Here is a 17,066-nt window from a genome sequence, read left to right as displayed (position 1 = left end):
CCCGGCAGCCGGGCGAGTGGGCGACGGTCGTGTGGGCGCGGGGCCGTCTGCCGGTCAGGACACCTTCTGGGTGGCCTGGCCGCTCTGGCCGGCCCCCTCGTCGGTGTCGGTGTCCGTGTCGGCGGCGGCCCGGATCGCGCGCCAGGCGGCCTCCGCCGCCTGCTGTTCTGCTTCCTTCTTGCTGCGGCCGGTGCCGGTGCCGTACGCGACACCACCGACGCGGGCGGCAGCCGTGAAGGTCTTCTCGTGGTCGGGGCCGGTCTCGGTGACCAGGTACTCCGGAACACCGAGCCCTTCGGCCGCGGTCAGTTCCTGGAGGCTGGTCTTCCAGTCCAGCCCGGCGCCGAGGTTGGAGGACTCCTCGATCAGCGGGTCGAAGAGTCGGTGGACCAGTTCGCCGGCCGCCTCCAGTCCCTGGTCGAGGTAGACCGCGCCGATCACGGCCTCCAGGGTGTCGGCGAGGATCGACGCCTTGTCCCGTCCGCCCGTGCCCTCCTCGCCCCGGCCGAGCCGGACGAAGGAACCCAGGTCGAGGCTGCGGGCGACCCCGGCGAGCGCGCGCGAGTTGACCACCGCGGCACGCAGCTTGGCGAGTTGGCCTTCGGGCAGGTCGGGGTGGGTGCGGTAGAGCGTGTCGGTGACCACCAGGCCGAGGACGGAGTCCCCCAGGAACTCCAGACGCTCGTTGGTGGGCAGACCGCCGTTCTCGTACGCGTAGCTGCGGTGCGTCAGCGCACGCGTCAGAAGGGCGGACTCGAGCCGGTACCCGAGCCGCCCTTCCAGCAGCGTGTGGGACGAGGCCGCGTCCACCAGACCCGCCTCCTGCGCCTCCGGTCCGTCCGCTCCGCGGCGGGACGGGTTCTCAGGCGTGGTGGCGTCTGACATGGAGCCCGTCACCCGCCGATCAGACCTCGAGGACCTGGCGGCGGTTGTAGGTGCCGCAGTTCGGGCAGGCGATGTGCTGCTGACGGGGCTCCTGGCAGCGCTCGCACTTCACCAGGGTGGGGACCGCAGCCTTCCACTGCGACCGGCGGTGGCGCGTGTTGCTGCGCGACATCTTCCGCTTCGGAACAGCCACGGCTATTTCTCCTGTGGATCGTCCCCGTCGCTGCGGGGGTCGTTGTCTTCGGCCTTCTCGCCGTCCTTCATGGAGTCGGCGAGTCCTTCGAGGGCCGCCCACCGGATGTCGACGGCCTCGTTGTGGTCGTGCTCGGGGTCGTCCGCGAGCCGCGCCCCGCAGCGGGGGCACAACCCGGGGCAGTCCTCCCGGCACACCGGCTGCAGCGGCAGCGAGAGCACCACCGCGTCGCGCAGCACGGGCTCGAGGTCGAGCAGGTCGCCCTCGAGCCGGAACGTCTCCTCGTCCTCGGCGTCGTCGCCGGCCTCCGCGAAGCGGCTCCGGTCGTCGGCGTCGGGGTAGGAGAACATCTCCTGGAAGTCCGCTTCGCTCTCCTGCTCGAGCGGCTCCAGACACCTTACGCACTCCCCCGTCAGCGGTACACGGACGGTGCCCGTGACGAGCACCCCTTCCATGACCGACTCCAGACGGAGGTCGAGCTGCATGGGCGCGTGCTCCGGCACCCCGATGACCTCGGTTCCCATGTCCTTGGGGGCCGGGACCGTACGGGAGAGCCGTTTGAGCGCACCGGGACGACGCCCCAGTTCGCGCGTGTCCAGCACGAGGGGGGATCGGGGGTCGAGGGGGGCGTTCAGGGCTTCCTGCTTTCTACGGTCTGACACCGGCTGCGCCGCTCGTTCCGGGCAGCCGAAGGCCGCGGGCGTACCACGACCGAGGAGCCAGGATACTGGACGGGCCGCCGCGGTCCCAATCCGACCGGACGGGCGCGACCCGGGAGGGCCGGTCCGGGGCGGCCCGCGCGTTCAGCGGCCCTGCTCGTACTGCCTCAGCTGCTCCATGTCGATCATGCTGGTGTCGAAGAAGCTGGTCTCGTCGAGCGCGGCGGGCTGCTGCGGCTGGTACGGCGGCGGCGGGGGGACCTGGCCCTGCTGGTAGCCCTGGGGGTAGCCGTAGGCGTCCTGCTGCGGCTGCTGCTGGTACCCGTACGGGTCGACGGCCTGCTGCGGCTCGTAGGCGGGCTGCTGCGGCTGCTGGGCGTAGTAGGGGTCCGGCTGCTGGGGGTAGGTCTCCTGGGGGTAGCCGTAGGCGTCCTGCTGCGGCTGCTGCTGGTACCCGTACGGGTCGACGGCCTGCTGCGGCTCGTAGGCGGGCTGCCGGTCCGCGGCGGGCGCCTGGGCGGGGGCCTGGGCGGCGGGGGCCTGCGCGGCGGCGGCGAGGTCCGCGAGGTAGTCGGAGTCGTCGGTCTGCCGCCGCCCCTGCTCGTCCTGGGCGGCGAGGTGGGCGCCCAGTTCGTCGATGGGCCGGTGGCCGGTGAGCTTCTGCCGTCCGCGGCCGACCGCCTCCAGCGTCTTGGTGAGCACCGCCTCGAACGCCCGGAACTGGGCCTCCACGTAGGCGTCGGCGCGCTGCCGCAGCTCGACGGGGTCGGTGGAGCGCTCCGGGATGTCCTCGCCGTCCCCCTCGCCGTAGGGGTCGGCGCCCGGGCCGCGGCCGAGGAGCTTCTCGCGGCCCCGGTCGACCGAGCCGATGGTCTTGCTCAGCACGACCTCGAAGTTGGCGAGCTTGCTGTCGACGTAGTCGTCGGCCTCGGCGCGGATCTCCTCGGCCTCCCGACGGGCCTGGGTCAGGATGCGGTCGGCCTCCTCCTGCGCGTGGCGGGCGATCTCGGTGCCGGAGATCAGCGCGCTGCGCTCGGCCTGGGCGGACTCGATGATCCGCTGGGCCTCCTGCCGGGCCTCGGCGATCATCTGCTCCCGGTCGCCGAGCAGCTCCTGTGCCTGGGCGAGCGAGCCGGGCAGTGCCTGCCGCACCTCCTCCAGCTTCGCCAGCAACTCCGCGCGGTTGACCACGCAGGAGGCCGACATGGGCATGGAGCGGGCGCCCTGGACCGCCGCGACGATGTCGTCGAGTTTCTGCTGTACGTCCACGAGGGTGACTGTAGGCCGGCGATCGCCGGCGCGACACCGGATGCCGGAAAGCTCAGGGCCGGGCCAGGCGGGCGCGCAGGGCGTCCAGGACGCAGGGCGGCACCAGGTGGGAGACGTCGCCGCCCCAGGCGGCGACCTCCTTGACCAGGCTGGAGGAGAGGAAGCTGTAGGTCGGGTTGGTGGGCACGAACAGCGTCTCCACGCCGGAGAGCCCGTTGTTCATCTGGGCCATCTGCAGTTCGTAGTCGAAGTCGCTGACCGCCCGCAGGCCCTTGACGATGGCGGGGATGTCGCGCTGCTTGCAGAAGTCCACCAGGAGCCCGTGGAAGGACTCGACCTTCACGTTGCCGTACTCGCCGGTGACCCGGCGGATCAGGTCGATGCGCTCCTCGACCGTGAACAGGCCCTTCTTCGACTTGTTGATCATCACCGCGACGTAGACCTCGTCGTAGAGCTTGGAGGCGCGGGCGATGATGTCGAGGTGTCCGTTGGTGATGGGGTCGAAGGACCCCGGACAGACGGCGCGGCGCACTGGTGTTTCCTCGCTCTCCGGACGGGTCATGACACGTCGCTCTTGTCGGCGGCGCGACCGTACCAAAGCGTGCCCTCGCCATAGCGGCGGGACCGCAGCCCCTCGAAGCCGGCGGGCCAGCGGAACGCGCCGCCTCTGGTGCTGCGTTCCACGGTGGCGAGCGCGTCGTCCGCGAGCCACCCCTGGGCGCGGAGTGTGAGAAGGATCTCCCGAAGATCGTCGTCGGCGACGGCGTACGGCGGGTCGAGGAACACCAGGTCGTACGGCTCCTCGGGAGCCGGGCCGTGCACCACCTGTTCCGCCCGGCCCGCCCTGACCTCGGCTCCGGGGAGGCCGAGGTCGCGGACGTTCCGGCGGATGGTGCGGACGGCCCGGGCGTCGGACTCGACCAGCAGGACGTGGTCCGCGCCGCGCGAGAGCGCCTCCAGGCCGACCGCGCCCGAGCCTCCGTACAGGTCGAGCACGCGCAGCCCCTCCAGCGAGCCGAGCAGCGACTCCCAGGTGGAGAACAGACCCTCGCGCGCCCGGTCGGAGGTCGGGCGGGTGCCCTGGCCGGGTGGCACCGCCAGCCGTCGTCCGCCGGCCGCTCCGGCGATCACGCGGGTCATCGTCTCGGTCGTCCTCACAGGTCATCGGGCGGTGGGGGCGGCACACGGCCGCCGCCCCCACGATAGGCGCCGGACCGCCGTCCGGTCCTCCCCGGCTCCGGCCGGGCGGGGCGGCCGGCGGTCAGCCCTTCTCCAGGTACTCCTCGCGCTCCTCGTCGAGCAGGGCGTCCAGGGCGGCGCGCAGTTCGGGCAGCCGCTCCAGTTCGGGGTCGGCGGCGACGATCTCGGTCGCCCGCGTCCGCGCGGCCACGATGACCTCCTCGTCGTCGATGACGGCGAGCATCCGCAGGGAGGACCTGGTCCCGGACTGCGCCTGGCCCAGCACGTCGCCCTCGCGGCGCTGTTCCAGGTCGATCCGGGACAGCTCGAAGCCGTCCAGCGTCCCGGCGACCGCCGCGAGCCGGGCACGGGCGGGGCTGCCCTCCGGGGCCTCGCTGACCAGCAGGCAGAGCCCGGGCGCGCTGCCGCGTCCGACCCGGCCGCGCAGCTGGTGGAGCTGGGAGACGCCGAAGCGGTCGGCGTCCATGATCACCATCACGGTGGCGTTGGGCACGTTCACCCCGACCTCGACGACGGTCGTGGCGACCAGGACGTCCACCTCGCCCGCGGCGAAGCGGCGCATCACGTCGTCCTTGGCGTCCGGCTGCATGCGGCCGTGGAGCACCGCCACGCGCAGGCCCTTCAGCGGCCCGTCGGCGAGCTGGTCGGCCACGTCCAGGACGGCCAGCGGCGGACGGCGCTCGCCGTCCGCGCCCTCGCCGTCCCCGCCGCCCTTGCCGGAGGCCCCGGCCGGCTCCTCCTCGTCCCCGATGCGCGGGCAGACCACGTACGCCTGGTGTCCGGCCGCCACCTCCTCGCGGACCCTCTCCCAGGCGCGGGTCAGGAAGTGGGGCTTCTCCCGGGCGGGCACCACGTGGCTGGCGATGGGCGAGCGGCCGGCCGGGAGCTGGTCGAGCACGGAGGTCTCCAGGTCCCCGAAGACCGTCATCGCGACCGTGCGCGGGATCGGCGTCGCGGTCATCACCAGCAGGTGCGGGGGCCGCCTGCCCTTGGAGCGCAGGGCGTCGCGCTGTTCGACGCCGAAGCGGTGCTGCTCGTCCACCACGACCAGGCCCAGGTCGTGGAACTGCACCTTGTCCTCGATCAGGGCGTGGGTGCCGATGACGATCCCGGCCTCGCCGGTGGCCAGGTCCAGCAGGGCGCGGCGGCGGGCGGCGGCGCCCATCGAGCCGGTGAGCAGCACCACGCGGGTGGCGTGTTCGGCGCCGCCGAGCATTCCGCCCTCGGCCAGTTCGCCCATCATCTCGGTGATCGAGCGGTGGTGCTGCTGGGCCAGGACCTCGGTCGGGGCCAACATCGCGGCCTGTCCGCCCGCGTCCACCACGGCGAGCATGGCACGCAGCGCCACCAGCGTCTTGCCGGAGCCGACCTCGCCCTGCAGCAGCCGGTGCATGGGGTGTTCGGAGGCCAGGTCGTCGAAGATCTCCCGGCTGACCGTCCGCTGTCCCTCGGTGAGCGTGAACGGCAGCCGGGCGTCGAAGGCGTCCAGCAGGCCGCCCTCGCGCGGCCTGCGCGGCACGGCCGGCAACTGGCTCTCGGCGAGGCGGCGGCGGGCCAGGGCGACCTGGAGGACGAACGCCTCGTCCCACTTGAGCCGGGAGCGCGCCCGCTCGACGTCGGCCTTCGAGCGCGGCCGGTGGACCTTCTCCAGCGCCTCCGGCAGCGTCGGCAGCCCGTACTCCTCGCGCAGGGCGGCGGGCAGCGGGTCGGCGATCCCCGCCCATCCGGTGGCCTTCAGGGACTCCAGGACGGTGGCGACGGCCTTGGCGATCTTCCAGGACTCCAGCTGCTTGCAGGCCGGGTAGAGCGGGATCAGCTTCCCCGCGAACGCGTCCACCGCCTCCCTGCCGCTGTCCGCCCCCAGCAGTTCGTAGGCGGGGTGGGAGAGCTGGAGCTTCCGGTTGAAGACCCCGACCTTGCCCGCGAACATCCCGCGGCGGCCGGGCAGCAGTTCCCTGTGGTGGTGGTGGACCGAACGGCCGAAGAAGACGATCTGGAGGCGCCCGCTGCCGTCGGTGAGCGTGACCTCCAGCCGCTTGCCGCGCCCCTGGTTGAACGTGTGCACCCGGGCGTCGGCGACCTGGGCGACGACGGTGACGTGCTCGTCCAGGGGCAGGTCGGCGAGCCGGGTCAGCTCACCGCGTTCGGCGTACCGCCGCGGGTAGTGGTGCAGCAGGTCGCCGACGGTGTGCAGGTCGAGGTGTTCGGCCATCACCTTCGCGGTGGTGCCGCCGAGCACCTTCCTCAGCGGTTCCGTCAGGGGGTCCTTCGGCGTTTCCGTCTCTGTCTCTTCCAGCGCGGGCACGTCCCCCATTGCACACCACGCCACCGACAGCGCCGGTGCGCGACCCGGCCGCGGGCGCCGGGACCCTCACTCCACGCCGATCAGCAAAGGTCCGCTCTGCCGCCCCTGGTAGACGAGCGTGTCCACGGCCAGATGGGTCCGCCGCACGTGGTCCTCCAGGTGTTCGGCCAGGCCCTCGGGGGCGTCCGCGCCGACCACCAGCGTCACCAGTTCGCCCCCGGCCGCGAGCATTCGGTCCAGCACGGCGACGGCGACCTCGTCCGGTGCCGTCCCGATCAGCGCCACGTCCCCCTCGATCAGCCCGAGCACGTCCCCGGCCTGGCAGATCCCGGCGGTGGTCCACGCCTGCCGCTCGGCGACGGACAGCTCGCCGTACCGGGTGGCCCCGGCGGCCGAGGTCATCGCGACGACGTCCTCGTCGAAGCGGCGGTCGGGCTCGTGGACGGCGAGCGCCGCGATGCCCTGCACCGGGGAGCGGGTGGGGATGATGGCGACCCGCAGGCCCTCGGAGCGGGCCTGTTCGGCGGCCGCGGCGGCGGTGTGCCGCAGCTCGGGGTCGTTGGGCAGCAGCACGATCTCGGGGGCGTTCGCCCGCCGCAGGGCCTGCGCCAGTTCGCCGCCGGCGGGCGGCTCCCCGGGGCGTACGGTGACGACCGTGGCGCCCGCGGCGGCGTACAGCTCGGCCAGTCCGTCGCCGGGCACCACCGCGACCACGGCGCGGGGCGCGGTGTGGTCCGCGGCGCGGTCGGCGTGCCGGTCCGCCCGGTCGCCGAAGTGGGTGATCCGGACGCGGAAGGGGCGGCCCGCCTCGATGCCGGCCTCCACGGCGGCGCCCGCGTCGTCCACGTGGACGTGGACGTTCCACAGTCCGTCGCCGCCGACGACCACCAGGGAGTCGCCCAGGGCGTCGAGCCGGGCGCGCAGGGCGGCGACGGCGTCGTCGTCGGCCTCCAGCAGGTAGACGACCTCGTAGGCCGGGCCGTCCGCGGCGCAGTCGTGCCCGGGGTCCGCCACCGCCCGCGGCGTCCGCGCCCGGCCGCGGGCGGCCCGTTCGGCGACCGGTCCCCCGGGCCGCTCCCCGGAGAGCGCCCCGACCAGCGCGCCCAGGACCGTGACCAGGCCGTAGCCGCCCGCGTCCACCACGCCCGCGCGGGAGAGCGCCGGGAGCTGGTCCGGGGTGGCCTCCAGGGCCGTGCGGGCCGCCGTCCAGGCGGCGCGGGCCACCGCGGCGCAGTCGCCGGGGGCGCTCCGGGCGGCCTCGGCGGCGGCCTCGGCCACGGTGAGCACGGTGCCCTCCACCGGGTGCGCCACCGCCGCCCGGGCCGCGACGGCCGCCCGGCGCAGCGCGCGGCGCAGCAGCTCGGCGTCCCCCTCGGCGTCCCCGGTGCCCTCGGCGTCCTCGTCCGCGCCGATCTCCTCGGCCATGCCGCGCAGGAGCTGCGCCAGGATCGTCCCGGAGTTGCCGCGCGCGCCGATCAGCGCGCCGTGCGCCATGGCGCGCACGGCCTGGGCCGGTGTGGGCTCCCCCGCGCAGGCCGCCTCCACCGCCCGGGCGGCCGACTCCACGGTCAGGTACAGGTTGGTGCCGGTGTCCGCGTCCGCCACCGGGTAGACGTTGATCGCGTCGATCGTCTCGCGGGCCCGGCCGAGGTCGTCGAGCGCCTGGACGCACCAGTTCCGTACCGCGGCGGCGTCGAGCGGGTGCGGCACGGGAGGGCCTCCTTGCGTGCGGCGGCCGGGCGGCGGCCGGGCGGACAGCGGCGACGGCCGAAGGCTAGTGCCGCGGGGGACGCCCGCCTGGTCCGGGGCCGGAGGGACGACGAGGAGGCATGGTAATTTCGTGGTCCGGAGACGGCCGAGGTATGCTGCTCCGGTTGCCTGACCCGAGTCGGGCTCTACCAATTCCCTGGCAGTGCCGGTCATCCCTGATCCTGCCAACGCCGGGTTTTCACTGTACGTGCATCTGAAGTCTTTGGAGTGACCCGTGGCTGCCAACTGCGACGTCTGCGGCAAGGGGCCGGGCTTCGGCAACAACATCTCGCACTCGCACCGCCGTACCCCCCGCCGTTGGAACCCCAACATCCAGCGGGTGCGTGCGATGGTCGGTCGGACGCCGAAGCGGCTCAACGTGTGCACCTCGTGCATCAAGGCCGGCAAGGTCTCGCGCTGACGTAACGCCCAGCGCGGCCGCCTCGCCGGTCACCGCCAAGCCGGTCCACACCGTGTGGACCGGCTTTTCGGCGTGTCCGGGGGCGCCGGCTCAGGCGTCCCCGGACAGGCGCCAGCCGTGGTCCACCGGCCCGATGCCGCCGCCCAGGGCGAAGCCCGCGGCGATGGCGCCCGTCACGTAGTCCTTGGCCTCCGCGACCGCCTCCGGGACCGAGCGGCCCTTCGCCAGTCCGGCGGCGATCGCGCTGGCCAGGGTGCAGCCCGTGCCGTGGGTGTGGCGGTTGTCGTGGCGCGGCGCGCGCAGCAGGTGCCGGGCGGTGCCGTCGGTGAGCAGGTCCACCGCGGTGTCCCCGTCCTTCAGGTGGCCGCCCTTGACGAGCACCCACCGCGGCCCGTGGGCCAGCACCGCCTCCGCGGCGCGCGGCAGGTCGGCCTCCGTCTCGACCCGTACGCCGGTGAGCTGGGCCACCTCGTCCAGGTTGGGGGTGGCGACGGTGGCCTTCGGCAGCAGCGCGGTGCGCACCACCTCCAGCGCCTCGGGGGCCAGCAGCGGGTCGCCGTGCTTGGAGACCCCGACCGGATCGACGACCACCGGCACCGTGAGGCCGTCGAGCAGGTCGGCGACCGTCTCCACCAGCTCGGCCGTCGCCAACATGCCGGTCTTGACCGCCTGCACCCCGATGTCGTCCACGACGCTGCGGAACTGCCGCCGCACCGCCTCGGCGGGCAGCTCCCAGGCGCCCTGCACGCCCAGGGAGTTCTGCGCGGTGACGGCGGTGAGCACGCTCATCCCGTGGGTGCCCAGCGCCAGCATGGTCTTCAGATCGGCCTGGATGCCCGCCCCGCCGCCCGAGTCGGATCCGGCGACGGTGAGCACTCTCGGTGGTGTACGCATGGCCGCAGCCTACGGCCGGGGCGCGCGGCGTCCGCCGCCCGGTCGCGGGGCGGGCCCGGGCGGCCGGTCCCGCCGGTCCCTCAGCCGCCGAAGTGGTCCCAGCCGCCGGTCCTGGTCCAGGGCGCGCCGTCCACTGTCACCCGGGACGCCGCGGAGGGGTGGAGCACCTCGCCGATGCGGCGCCAGCGGGCCGGGAGCTTGGTCCCCGGGGGGAAGGTGGCGACGATCGCGTGGTCCTCTCCCCCGGTGAGCACCCACTGCAGCGGGTCGACGCCCACCGCCTGGCCGATGTCGGACATCTGGGCGGGGATGTCCAGCGCGGCCGAGCGCACGTCGATGCGGACCTTGCTGGCCTCGGCGATGTGTCCGAGGTCGGCGACGAGCCCGTCGCTGACGTCGGTCATCGCGGTCGCGCCCAGCTCGGCGGCCGCGGGGCCCGCGTGGTACGGCGGCTCGGGGCGGCGGTGGGCCTCGACGAAGGCGCGCGGGGAGCGGAAGCCGCGGGCGAGCACGGCGTGCCCGGCGGCCGACCAGCCCAGCCATCCGGTCACCGCGACGACGTCGCCGGGCCGCGCGCCGGACCGGGTGACCGGTTCGCGGTTGCGCAGGTCGCCCAGGGCGGTGATCGCCACGGTGATGGTGTCGCCGCGCACCACGTCCCCGCCGACCACGGCCGCGCCCGCGACCTGGCACTCGTCGTGGAGGCCGTCCATCAGCTCGGTGGGCCAGGTGGCCGGCAGCTCGGCCGGGACGACGAGGCCGAGCAGGAGCGCGGTGGGTTCGGCGCCCATGGCGGCGATGTCGGCCAGGTTCTGCGCGGCGGCCTTGCGTCCGACGTCGTACGCGGTGGACCAGTCGCGCCGGAAGTGCCGTCCCTCCAGCAGCAGGTCCGTGCTGGCCACCACGCGCCGGTCGGGCGCGGCGACCACGGCGGCGTCGTCGCCGGGGCCGATCCGTACGGCCGGGGTGGGGGTGATCCGTGAGGTCAGCTCGCGGATCAGTCCGAACTCCCCGAGCTCCCCCACGGTCCGGCCGGGGGTCCTGGGGGTGTCCCCAGGGAAACGAGGGGGAGACTGCCCCCCGGGAGAACTCAGCATCGTTGTGCCCCTTCGTCAGTGCGCTCGAACGGTATCGCCGCGGCCGACCGGTCCCTCCGCCGCCCCGTCGACCTGCCGTGCCCGTCCGTGGTGCGGGTCTCCCCTGTGATGTCGGCCACGCGGTACCGTGGCGTCCCTTCTTTCCACATGATCCTCGTAGCCGCCCTGGAGGTTCCGTGGTACAGGCGTACATCCTGATTCAGACCGAAGTCGGCAAGGCGTCGACCGTCGCCGAGGTGATCGGCGAGCTCCCGGGGGTGATCCAGGCCGAGGACGTGACCGGTCCCTACGACGTGATCGTGCGCGCGCAGGCCGACACGGTGGACGACCTGGGCCGCCTGGTGGTGGCCAGGATCCAGCGCGTGGAGGGCATCACCCGGACCCTGACCTGCCCGGTCGTGCATCTGTAGCTCCCCCGTATGCTCGCCCGGTGAGCTTCTCGCCCCGCCGGTGCCTCCCGCCGACCGTGTCCTCGACGTCTCCGGCCGTCTCGCCCGTCGTATCACTGAGCGCCGCCGTCGCCGTGTTCGTCACGGCCGCCGGTTGTACGTCCGGCGACGACGGCCCCCGCCCGCACGTTCCGAGCCCCACGGGCTCGGCCGCCGCGGCCTGCCGCGCGCTGTACGACGCGTTGCCGGAGCGGGTCGACGGGCAGCCTCGGGTCGAGTTGGAGTCCGAGACGCGGTACGCCGCCGTGTGGGGGGATCCCGCGATCGAACTGGGCTGCGGGGTGCCGCGGCCCGAGGTGCTCACGCCCGGCAGTGAACACTACAACCCCACCCCCGACCTGGCGGAGGTCAACGGGGTCTCCTGGCTGCTGGAGGAACGGAAGGACGGCTACCGGTTCACCACCGTCGAGCGCACGGTCTTCGTGCGCGTGACGGTCCCCGACACGTACACGCCGGAGATCAACGCCCTGGTCGACCTCGCGGACGCGGTGCGCGAGACGATCCCCGAGCAGCCGCGGTGACGCCCGGCCGCCTCCGACCCTCCCGGTTCCGGCGGCGGCCCGTCCGTCCCCTTCCCGCCGTCCCGGTCAGCGCAGCCCGGTCGGGCGGCGCAGCGCGGCCCGGATGAGGCGGTCGACCAGTTCGGGGTAGGAGACGCCGCTCGCCTCCCACATGCGCGGATACATGGAGATGGGCGTGAAGCCGGGCAGCGTGTTGATCTCGTTGATGACGAACTCGCCGGTCTCCAGCAGGAAGAAGTCCGCGCGGACCAGGCCCTCGCAGGAGGCCGCCTCGAAGGCGCGCACCGCCAGCTCCTGGACCTCGCGGGTCTGCTCCTCGGTCAGCGGGGCCGGCACCACGCCCTCGGCCGAGTCGATGTACTTGGCCTCGAAGTCGTAGAAGTCGTGGCTGGTGACCGGCGGGATCTCGGCCGGGACGCTGGCGCGCGGACCGTCCTCGAACTCCAGGACGCCGCACTCGATCTCGCGGCCGCGCAGCAGCGACTCCACGATGATCTTCGGGTCGTGGCGGCGCGCCTCGGCGATCGCCTCGTCCAGGCCGGCGAGGTCGTCGACCTTGGTGATGCCGAACGACGATCCGGCGCGGGCGGGCTTGACGAAGACGGGCCAGCCGTGGTCGCCCGCGAAGTCCACGATCTTCTTGCGGGCGGCGGCCTCGTCCCGCTCCCACTCGCGCGGCCGGACCACCGTGTACGGGCCGACGGGCAGCCCGAAGGAGGTGAAGATCCGCTTCATGTACTCCTTGTCCATGCCGACCGCCGAGGCGAGCACGCCGGCGCCGACGTAGGGCACGCCGGCGAGTTCCAGCAGGCCCTGGAGCGTGCCGTCCTCGCCGTAGGGGCCGTGCAGGACGGGGAAGACGACGTCGACCTCGCCGAGCGCCTTGGGCACCGAGCCGGGCTCGGTGTAGACCACCTCGCGGTCGGCCGGTTCGAAGGGCAGCACGACGGAGCCCGTGTCGGACTCGGCGAGCTCCTCCACGCTGGGCAGGACACGGTCGGTGATCGCCATCCGCTCGGGGTCGTCGGCGGTCAGCGCCCAGCGGCCGTCGGCGGTGATGCCGATCGGCAGGACGTCGTAGGCCGTGCGGTCGATGGCGCGCAGCACGGCGCCCGCGGTGAGCACGGAGATCCCGTGCTCGGAACTGCGACCGCCGAAGACGACGGCGACGCGCGGCTTGCGGCCGGCCGCCTGGGGATTCTGGGAAGAGGACTGGCTGCTCATATCCGGTCGAGATTACCTAACGTAGCGACGTTCGGGCAGTCAGCGGCGCTCGGCCTTGGCGCTGCGCGACATCAATTCCTTCAGAGCGACCAACGGCGGCTTGCCCTCGTGGACGATGCCGACGACGGTCTCGGTGATGGGCATCTCGACTCCGTGCCGCCGCGCCAGTTCCAGCACGGACTCACAGGACTTGACGCCCTCGGCGGTCTGCCGGGTGACCGCGATGGTCTCCTGCAGGGTCATCCCCCGGCCGAGGTTGGTGCCGAAGGTGTGGTTGCGGGACAGCGGCGAGGAGCAGGTGGCGACCAGGTCGCCCATGCCGGCCAGACCGGCGAAGGTGTGCGCGTCGGCTCCCATCGCCAGCCCGAGCCGGGTGGTCTCGGCCAGTCCCCGGGTGATCAGCGACGCCTTGGCGTTGTCGCCCAGGCCCATGCCGTCGGCGATGCCGACGGCCAGGGCGATGACGTTCTTCACGGCCCCGCCGAGCTCGCAGCCGACGACGTCGGTGTTGGTGTACGGGCGGAAGTACGGGGTGTGGCAGGCGGCCTGGAGGCGCCGGGCCACGTCCTCGTCGCGGCAGGCGACGACGGAGGCGGCCGGCTGCCGCTCGGCGATCTCCCGGGCGAGGTTGGGGCCGCTGAGCACGGCTATCCGGTCCGGGCCGGCTCCGGTGATCTCCTCGATGACCTCGCTCATCCGCTTGGCGGTCCCGAGTTCGACGCCCTTCATCAGGGAGACGAGCACGGTGTCCGGCGGCAGCAGCGGCGTCCACGCGGAGAGGTTGCCGCGCAGGGTCTGGGAGGGCACGGCCAGCACCGTGAACTCCGCGCCGGCGGCGGCCTCGGCGGGGTCGGTGGTGGCGCGGACGGTCTCGGGGAGGGTGACGCCCGGCAGGTAGTCGGGGTTGGTGCGGGTGGTGTTGACCGCCTCGGCCAGCTCCGCGCGGCGTCCCCACAGGGTCACCTCGCAGCCCGCGTCGGCGAGCACCATCGCGAAGGCGGTGCCCCATGATCCGGTGCCGTACACGGCGACTCGCGTCACGCGTTCTCCCCTTCGGCCGCCGTGCTGCCGGCGACCGTGTCGTTCCTGGCGGTGCTGCTCCCCGCGGCGTCGCCGGGAACGTTTCCGGCGGCGGTCCCGGGGGCGTTCCCGGAGGCGTCGTCTCCGGCGGGCCCCGCGGCGCTCTCCGCCTTCCGCCGGGCCGCGGCGAGCACCCTGCGGCGGTCGTAACGCCGGGCGGGCGCCGGTTCGCCGCGCAACTCGACCAGCAGCTCGGTGATCGCGTCCATGATGACGTCGGTGACCTCGCGGAGCAGTTCCGCGGTGGGTTCCCGGTCGTAGAACCGCGACAGGTCCAGCGGCGGTCCCACCAGCACCTTGAGCGTCTTGCGCGGGAAGAGCCGGATCCGCTTCTCCTTCGCGTACGGCGGTACGGCCTCGTGGGCTCCCCACTGGGCGACGGGGATGACGGGGGCCTTGGTGAGCAGGGCGACCCGCGCGGCGCCGGTCTTGCCCTCCATCGGCCACAGGTCGGGGTCGCGGGTGAGGGTGCCCTCGGGGTAGAAGGCCACGCACTCGCCCTTGTTGATCGCCTCGACGGCGGCGCGGAAGGCGTTGGCCGCGTCGACGCTCTCGCGGTAGACGGGGATCTGCCCGGTGCCGCGCATCACCGCGCCGACGAATCCGCCCTTGAACAGGGAGTCCTTGGCGAGAAAACGGGGAACTCGTCCGGTGTTGTACTGGAAGTGGGCGTAGGAGAGCGGGTCGAGATAGGAGTTGTGATTCACCACGGTGATGAATCCGCCTTCGGCCGGAATATGCTCCATTCCCCGCCAGTCCCGCTTGAACAGCAGCAGTAGGGGCGGTTTCGCCAAAACCGCGGCAAAGCGGTACCAGAAGCCGATTCTGTGGCGGGACACCCGGACACCATCTCCTCTTGCCTGCTGCGGCACTCGCACCACCGGGAACAACCGCACAAGTGTCGCCCCGGGTCGTCACCCTGTCGAGCACACGGTAACCCCGGGGGCGGTGGACGACTCCGGCGGTGGCGAGAATGGGGCCGATGCATCGTGACGACGGAACCGGGACCGCCTGGACGCTCATCGTGCCCCTCAAGCCCTTGGAGCGGGCGAAGAGCAGGCTCGCCGCGGCGGTCGGGGAGCGGCTGCGGCCCGAGCTGGCGCTGGCCTTCGCCCGGGACACCGTGGCCGCGGCACTGGCCTGCCCGGCGGTGGGAGATGTGGTGATCGTCACGGACGATCCGCGGGCGGGGGCGGAACTGGCCGCCGCGGGGGCGCGGGTCCTCCCGGACGCTCCGGCCGCCGGGCTGAACGCCGCGTTGGAGCACGGCGAGGCGGACGTACGGCGGCGGCGTCCCGACGCCGCGGTGGCCGCGCTCAACGCGGATCTGCCCGCGCTGCGTCCGGCCGAACTGGCGCGGGTGCTCGACGCCGCGCGGGCGCATCCGCGGGCCTTCCTGGCCGACGCCGCCGGGGTCGGGACCACGCTGCTGACCGCGGCCCCCGGCACCGCTCTGGCCCCGGCCTTCGGCGGCGCCTCGCGCGCGCGTCATCTGCGTTCCGGGGCGGTGGAGATCACCCTGTCCGACGTGGAGAGCGTGCGGCGGGACGTGGACACCGGCGAGGACCTGGCCGCAGCGCTGGCCCTGGGGGTGGGCCCGCACACCCGCGGGTTCAGAACGTCTGCAGCGTCACCAGCGTGATCCGGCGTCGCTCGCCCCGACCCTCGGTCTCGATCCGCACCCGCTGGCCCGGGCGCAGCAGCCGCAGACCGCCCGCGTCGAAGGCCGCGGCGTCGAAGGGGAGGGGCGTGCCGTCGTCGAGGAGCACGCTGCCGCTGCGGGTCGCGGGGTCGTAGGTGTACGCGGTGGCCTGCATGGCCACGAGCCTAGACGAGCAAGGAGGCCGGAACGGGCCGCGGGCCGGGCTCCAGGGGAGTCCGGCCCGGCGCGGTCGTGCATGGCGGCCTCACTTCCGGCGGGTGGTGGCCTTCTTGGCGGTGGTCTTGCGGGCCGGGCTCTTGCGGGCGGGGGCCTTCTGGGCCGCGGACCTCTTGGCCGGGGCCTTCTTGGCGGTGGTCTTCTTCGCCGTGGCCTTCTTCGCGGCGGTGGTCTTCTTGGCCGCGGCCTTCTTCGTCGGGGCGGCCTTCTTCGCCGCCGCCTTCTTCGTCGGAGCGGCCTTCTTCGCCGCGGCCTTCTTCGCCGCCGCCTTGCGGGTGGCGGTGCCGCCGGAGAGGCTGCCCTTGGGCGCCTTCTTCACGGCCACGTCGTTCTTGGGAAGCTTCTTCGCGCCGCTGACCAGGTCCTTGAAGCCCTGGCCGGCGCGGAAGCGCGGAACGGAGGTCTTCTTGACCCTGACACGCTCGCCGGTCTGGGGGTTGCGAGCGTAACGGGCCGGACGTTCGACCTTCTCGAACGAGCCGAAACCGGTGACCGAGACCCGGTCGCCGGCGACGACCGCGCGGACGATCGCGTCCAGCACCACGTCGACCGCGTCGGCGGCCTGCTGGCGGCCACCGAGCTTGTCGGCAATTGCTTCAACGAGCTGCGCCTTGTTCACGTCTTCCCCTTCGGAGGCATTGCCAGAACGAAGCTGTCCCAGCTTTTTCGCACGTTAGGCGGATATTTACCGCAAATCAAACGCGAAACGGGCGAATCACCCTTGTGTCGCAACAAGATCGACCGTCACGCGCTTCCCTCCGCGCGCCGGTCTTCCTGTTCCGCGGGGAACCCACCCCTGCCGATGTCCTCCATCAGACGCTCCAGCCGCCGCGCCGCGCCGGCCAGATCGTGTTTCGAAGCGGCCGTGATGGCAAGGAGCCTCCGGGCGAGCGTCGCCCGTACGTCCTGGGGCACTTGCAGCCTGCGCACCGCGGTGTGCGCGTCCTTCAGGCGGGCGGCGACGAGGTCGTAGAGCGGGAGTTGACCGTCGCGTTCCATGCACAGATTGTGTCATTGGAGACGAGTTGTCTCCTCAAAGGCCCCCAACACGCCGGAGAGGTGAGGCGTGCGGGTGACGCAACTCCGCGCCGCGACCGGCGACTTCGCCCTCCTTCCGCTTCCCCGTCCTTCGCGCTGTCCTGCTCCGCGTCCTGCTCCGCGTTCTTCTCGCCTCTCGGCTCGGCTTCCCCGTATCGGCGTCCGCAAAAGCCCGAGCGCCCCCGGCTCGGGCCGGGGGCGCT

The 17,066-nt window shown here is 73.2% G+C and carries 20 protein-coding genes; 4 read left to right on the top strand and 16 right to left on the bottom strand.

Features of this window, described 5'->3' with window-relative positions; genetic code table 11:
- Window positions 1-54: 54 nt before the first annotated feature.
- From rnc to ABD335_RS23500, 8 genes are all read right to left on the bottom strand, one after another.
- Complete coding sequence (gene rnc, locus ABD335_RS23535) at window positions 55-885, bottom strand: ribonuclease III (RefSeq protein ID WP_344326923.1); 831 nt, start codon at window positions 883-885, stop codon at window positions 55-57.
- A 19-nt stretch (window positions 886-904) separates the two neighbouring features.
- Complete coding sequence (gene rpmF, locus ABD335_RS23530; protein ID WP_031508259.1) at window positions 905-1,078, bottom strand: 50S ribosomal protein L32; 174 nt, start codon at window positions 1,076-1,078, stop codon at window positions 905-907.
- A 2-nt stretch (window positions 1,079-1,080) separates the two neighbouring features.
- Window positions 1,081-1,740 carry a YceD family protein gene (locus ABD335_RS23525; protein ID WP_344326919.1) on the bottom strand — a complete coding sequence of 220 codons (660 nt, stop codon included), beginning with the start codon at window positions 1,738-1,740 and terminating at the stop codon, window positions 1,081-1,083.
- Between the two features lie 141 nt (window positions 1,741-1,881).
- On the bottom strand, window positions 1,882-3,006 hold the full coding sequence (locus ABD335_RS23520) for a F0F1 ATP synthase subunit B (protein ID WP_344326917.1): 1,125 nt from the start codon (window positions 3,004-3,006) through the stop codon (window positions 1,882-1,884).
- A 52-nt stretch (window positions 3,007-3,058) separates the two neighbouring features.
- Window positions 3,059-3,538 (bottom strand): pantetheine-phosphate adenylyltransferase, encoded by a 480-nt coding sequence (gene coaD, locus ABD335_RS23515; RefSeq protein WP_344326915.1) that lies wholly within the window; start codon window positions 3,536-3,538, stop codon window positions 3,059-3,061.
- A gap of 26 nt (window positions 3,539-3,564) precedes the next feature.
- A complete protein-coding gene (rsmD, locus tag ABD335_RS23510) occupies window positions 3,565-4,146 on the bottom strand; it encodes a 16S rRNA (guanine(966)-N(2))-methyltransferase RsmD (protein ID WP_344326912.1) in 582 nt (193 codons plus the stop codon).
- Between the two features lie 121 nt (window positions 4,147-4,267).
- Window positions 4,268-6,520 carry an ATP-dependent DNA helicase RecG gene (gene recG, locus ABD335_RS23505; RefSeq protein ID WP_344326910.1) on the bottom strand — a complete coding sequence of 751 codons (2,253 nt, stop codon included), beginning with the start codon at window positions 6,518-6,520 and terminating at the stop codon, window positions 4,268-4,270.
- A 57-nt stretch (window positions 6,521-6,577) separates the two neighbouring features.
- Window positions 6,578-8,221: a DAK2 domain-containing protein gene (locus ABD335_RS23500; protein WP_344326908.1), complete on the bottom strand. Its 1,644-nt coding sequence runs from the start codon at window positions 8,219-8,221 to the stop codon at window positions 6,578-6,580.
- Between the two features lie 274 nt (window positions 8,222-8,495).
- On the opposite strand from ABD335_RS23500, the gene rpmB reads away from it, so the two are divergent.
- Window positions 8,496-8,681, top strand: a complete 186-nt coding sequence (gene rpmB, locus ABD335_RS23495; protein WP_031508248.1) for a 50S ribosomal protein L28 — start codon at window positions 8,496-8,498, stop codon at window positions 8,679-8,681.
- Window positions 8,682-8,771: 90 nt separating this feature from the next.
- On the opposite strand, the gene thiD is transcribed toward rpmB, so the two are convergent.
- Both thiD and ABD335_RS23485 read right to left on the bottom strand, forming a co-directional pair.
- Entirely contained in the window at window positions 8,772-9,575 is an 804-nt protein-coding gene (gene thiD / locus ABD335_RS23490) for a bifunctional hydroxymethylpyrimidine kinase/phosphomethylpyrimidine kinase (RefSeq protein WP_344326905.1), read from the bottom strand.
- Between the two features lie 80 nt (window positions 9,576-9,655).
- A complete protein-coding gene (locus tag ABD335_RS23485) occupies window positions 9,656-10,600 on the bottom strand; it encodes a thiamine-phosphate kinase (RefSeq protein WP_344326903.1) in 945 nt (314 codons plus the stop codon).
- Window positions 10,601-10,848: 248 nt separating this feature from the next.
- Here ABD335_RS23485 and ABD335_RS23480 point away from each other — a divergent pair, with 248 nt between their 5' ends.
- Window positions 10,849-11,082: an Lrp/AsnC family transcriptional regulator gene (locus ABD335_RS23480; RefSeq protein WP_344326900.1), complete on the top strand. Its 234-nt coding sequence runs from the start codon at window positions 10,849-10,851 to the stop codon at window positions 11,080-11,082.
- Window positions 11,083-11,102: 20 nt separating this feature from the next.
- Window positions 11,103-11,642, top strand: a complete 540-nt coding sequence (locus tag ABD335_RS23475) for a DUF3515 domain-containing protein (protein ID WP_344326898.1) — start codon at window positions 11,103-11,105, stop codon at window positions 11,640-11,642.
- Between the two features lie 66 nt (window positions 11,643-11,708).
- Here ABD335_RS23475 and ABD335_RS23470 read toward each other — a convergent pair whose 3' ends face one another.
- The 3 genes from ABD335_RS23470 to ABD335_RS23460 are packed head-to-tail and all read right to left on the bottom strand — an operon-like array spanning window position 11,709 to window position 14,785.
- Window positions 11,709-12,866, bottom strand: coding sequence for a D-alanine--D-alanine ligase family protein (locus ABD335_RS23470; RefSeq protein WP_344326896.1), 1,158 nt, complete (start codon window positions 12,864-12,866; stop codon window positions 11,709-11,711).
- A gap of 39 nt (window positions 12,867-12,905) precedes the next feature.
- Window positions 12,906-13,907: an NAD(P)H-dependent glycerol-3-phosphate dehydrogenase gene (locus tag ABD335_RS23465; protein WP_344326894.1), complete on the bottom strand. Its 1,002-nt coding sequence runs from the start codon at window positions 13,905-13,907 to the stop codon at window positions 12,906-12,908.
- The gene (locus ABD335_RS23460; RefSeq protein WP_344326892.1) at window positions 13,904-14,785 is read right to left on the bottom strand and encodes a lysophospholipid acyltransferase family protein; all 882 of its coding nucleotides are present in this window, start codon (window positions 14,783-14,785) and stop codon (window positions 13,904-13,906) included. Before ABD335_RS23460 ends, ABD335_RS23465 begins: the two co-directional genes overlap by 4 nt.
- Before the next feature lie 143 nt (window positions 14,786-14,928).
- On the opposite strand from ABD335_RS23460, the gene cofC reads away from it, so the two are divergent.
- Window positions 14,929-15,588, top strand: a complete 660-nt coding sequence (gene cofC / locus ABD335_RS23455; protein WP_344326890.1) for a 2-phospho-L-lactate guanylyltransferase — start codon at window positions 14,929-14,931, stop codon at window positions 15,586-15,588.
- Here the strand turns inward: cofC and ABD335_RS23450 are convergent.
- From ABD335_RS23450 to ABD335_RS23440, 3 genes are all read right to left on the bottom strand, one after another.
- Complete coding sequence (locus tag ABD335_RS23450) at window positions 15,560-15,763, bottom strand: hypothetical protein (RefSeq protein WP_344326887.1); 204 nt, start codon at window positions 15,761-15,763, stop codon at window positions 15,560-15,562. The two genes, cofC and ABD335_RS23450, sit on opposite strands and share 29 nt — an antisense overlap.
- Window positions 15,764-15,853: 90 nt before the next feature.
- Complete coding sequence (locus ABD335_RS23445) at window positions 15,854-16,444, bottom strand: HU family DNA-binding protein (protein WP_344326885.1); 591 nt, start codon at window positions 16,442-16,444, stop codon at window positions 15,854-15,856.
- 125 nt (window positions 16,445-16,569) lie between these two features.
- The gene (locus tag ABD335_RS23440; RefSeq protein WP_344326883.1) at window positions 16,570-16,824 is read right to left on the bottom strand and encodes an SCO5555 family protein; all 255 of its coding nucleotides are present in this window, start codon (window positions 16,822-16,824) and stop codon (window positions 16,570-16,572) included.
- Window positions 16,825-17,066: the final 242 nt, after the last annotated feature.

The sequence above is a fragment of the Streptomyces macrosporus genome (assembly GCF_039533145.1).
In the GTDB taxonomy this organism is placed as follows: domain Bacteria; phylum Actinomycetota; class Actinomycetes; order Streptomycetales; family Streptomycetaceae; genus Streptomyces; species Streptomyces macrosporus.
The sequence above is the reverse complement of the archived record's forward strand: the minus strand, read 5'-3'. Positions and strand labels throughout refer to the sequence as shown.

What these genes read in the sequence shown, in the direction of transcription:
- rnc (WP_344326923.1), bottom strand. Translation starts at nt 885, where the DNA reads ATGTCAGACGCCACCACGCCTGAGAACCCGTCCCGCCGCGGAGCGGAC.
- rsmD (WP_344326912.1), bottom strand. Translation starts at nt 4,146, where the DNA reads ATGACCCGCGTGATCGCCGGAGCGGCCGGCGGACGACGGCTGGCGGTG.
- recG (WP_344326910.1), bottom strand. Translation starts at nt 6,520, where the DNA reads ATGGGGGACGTGCCCGCGCTGGAAGAGACAGAGACGGAAACGCCGAAG.
- thiD (WP_344326905.1), bottom strand. Translation starts at nt 9,575, where the DNA reads ATGCGTACACCACCGAGAGTGCTCACCGTCGCCGGATCCGACTCGGGC.
- ABD335_RS23470 (WP_344326896.1), bottom strand. Translation starts at nt 12,866, where the DNA reads ATGAGCAGCCAGTCCTCTTCCCAGAATCCCCAGGCGGCCGGCCGCAAG.
- cofC (WP_344326890.1), top strand. Translation starts at nt 14,929, where the DNA reads ATGCATCGTGACGACGGAACCGGGACCGCCTGGACGCTCATCGTGCCC.
- ABD335_RS23450 (WP_344326887.1), bottom strand. Translation starts at nt 15,763, where the DNA reads ATGCAGGCCACCGCGTACACCTACGACCCCGCGACCCGCAGCGGCAGC.
- ABD335_RS23440 (WP_344326883.1), bottom strand. Translation starts at nt 16,824, where the DNA reads ATGGAACGCGACGGTCAACTCCCGCTCTACGACCTCGTCGCCGCCCGC.